This window comes from Curtobacterium sp. B18 (genome assembly GCF_000333375.1).
Classification (GTDB): Bacteria; Actinomycetota; Actinomycetes; order Actinomycetales; family Microbacteriaceae; genus Curtobacterium.
The window spans coordinates 2,225-3,503 of sequence record NZ_BACZ01000182.1; the positions used below are offsets into that span (position 1 = coordinate 2,225).

Annotated in this window: 1 protein-coding gene; it reads right to left on the bottom strand. The window is 71.8% G+C overall.

Annotated features, from left to right (window positions below; all coding sequences use genetic code 11):
* Window positions 1-160 precede the first annotated feature (160 nt).
* On the bottom strand, window positions 161-1,279 hold a 1,119-nt coding region (locus tag I5E_RS04980; RefSeq protein WP_022906018.1), incomplete at its 5' end, for a PhoH family protein.

Below are 1,279 nucleotides of genomic sequence, written 5' to 3' on the forward strand. Positions count from 1 at the left end.
GNGCCTCCTGTCCGTCTCATGCACCGTCTTCACGCGCTGAGCGACACGTCACGGCCGCGCGACGGCGTGACGTGTCGTCCAGCGCGAAAGGTCCCCGCGCGCCGCGCGCCGCGCGCCGCGCCGCCGCGCCGCCGCGCGGCCCGGCCGGCGGCCGGCCCCGCTAGACCAGGTCCGGCGAGTCGAGCATCTCCGTCACCAGTGCCGCGATCGCGGACCGCTCCGAGCGCGTCAGCGTCACGTGCGCGAACAGCGGGTGCCCCTTCAGCCGTTCGATCACCGACGCGACCCCGTCGTGCCGGCCGACGCGCAGGTTGTCGCGCTGCGCGACGTCGTGGGTGAGGACGACCCGCGAGTTCTGGCCGATGCGGGACAGCATCGTGAGCAGGACGTTCCGTTCGAGGGACTGCGCCTCGTCCACGATCACGAACGCGTCGTGCAGGGAGCGCCCGCGGATGTGCGTCAGCGGGAGCACCTCGAGCATGCCCCGCTCGACGACCTCGTCGAGGACGTTGTCGGAGACCAGGGCACCGAGCGTGTCGTACACGGCCTGCGCCCACGGGTTCATCTTCTCGGCCGCGTCGCCCGGCAGGTACCCGAGCTCCTGGCCGCCCACCGCGTAGAGCGGCCGGAACACCATGATCTTCTTGTGCTGCTGGCGTTCGAGGACCGCCTCGAGGCCGGCGCAGAGCGCGAGCGCCGACTTGCCCGTCCCGGCGCTGCCGCCGAGGGACACGATGCCGATCTCCGGGTCGAGCAAGGCGTCGATCGCGAGCCGCTGTTCGGCCGAGCGGCCGCGGAGTCCGAAGACCTCGCGGTCGCCGCGCACCAGCGCCACCGCGCCGGCGGTGTGCACCCGGCCGAGGGCCGAGCCGCGCTCGGAGTGGATCACGACACCGGTGTTGACCGGGACGCCGTCCAGCTGGGACGACCGGATCTCCTCGTTCTCGTACAGGTCGGACATCTGCTCGCCGGAGACCTGCAGGTCGGCGATGCCGGTGTAGCCGGAGTCGATCGCGAGCTCGGCACGGTACTCCTCCGCCGCCATGCCGATCGACGAGGCCTTGACGCGCAGCGGCAGGTCCTTCGACACGACGACCACGTCGAGGCCGTCGTTCTTGAGGTTCGACGCGACCGCGAGGATCCGCGAGTCGTTGTCGCCGAGCTGCAGCCCGGACGGGAGGACGGACTGGTTCGAGTGGTTCAGCTCGACCCGGAACGAGCCGCCGTCGCCGATCGCGATCGGGAAGTCGAGCCGCTCGTGCTCGATCCGCAGCTCGTC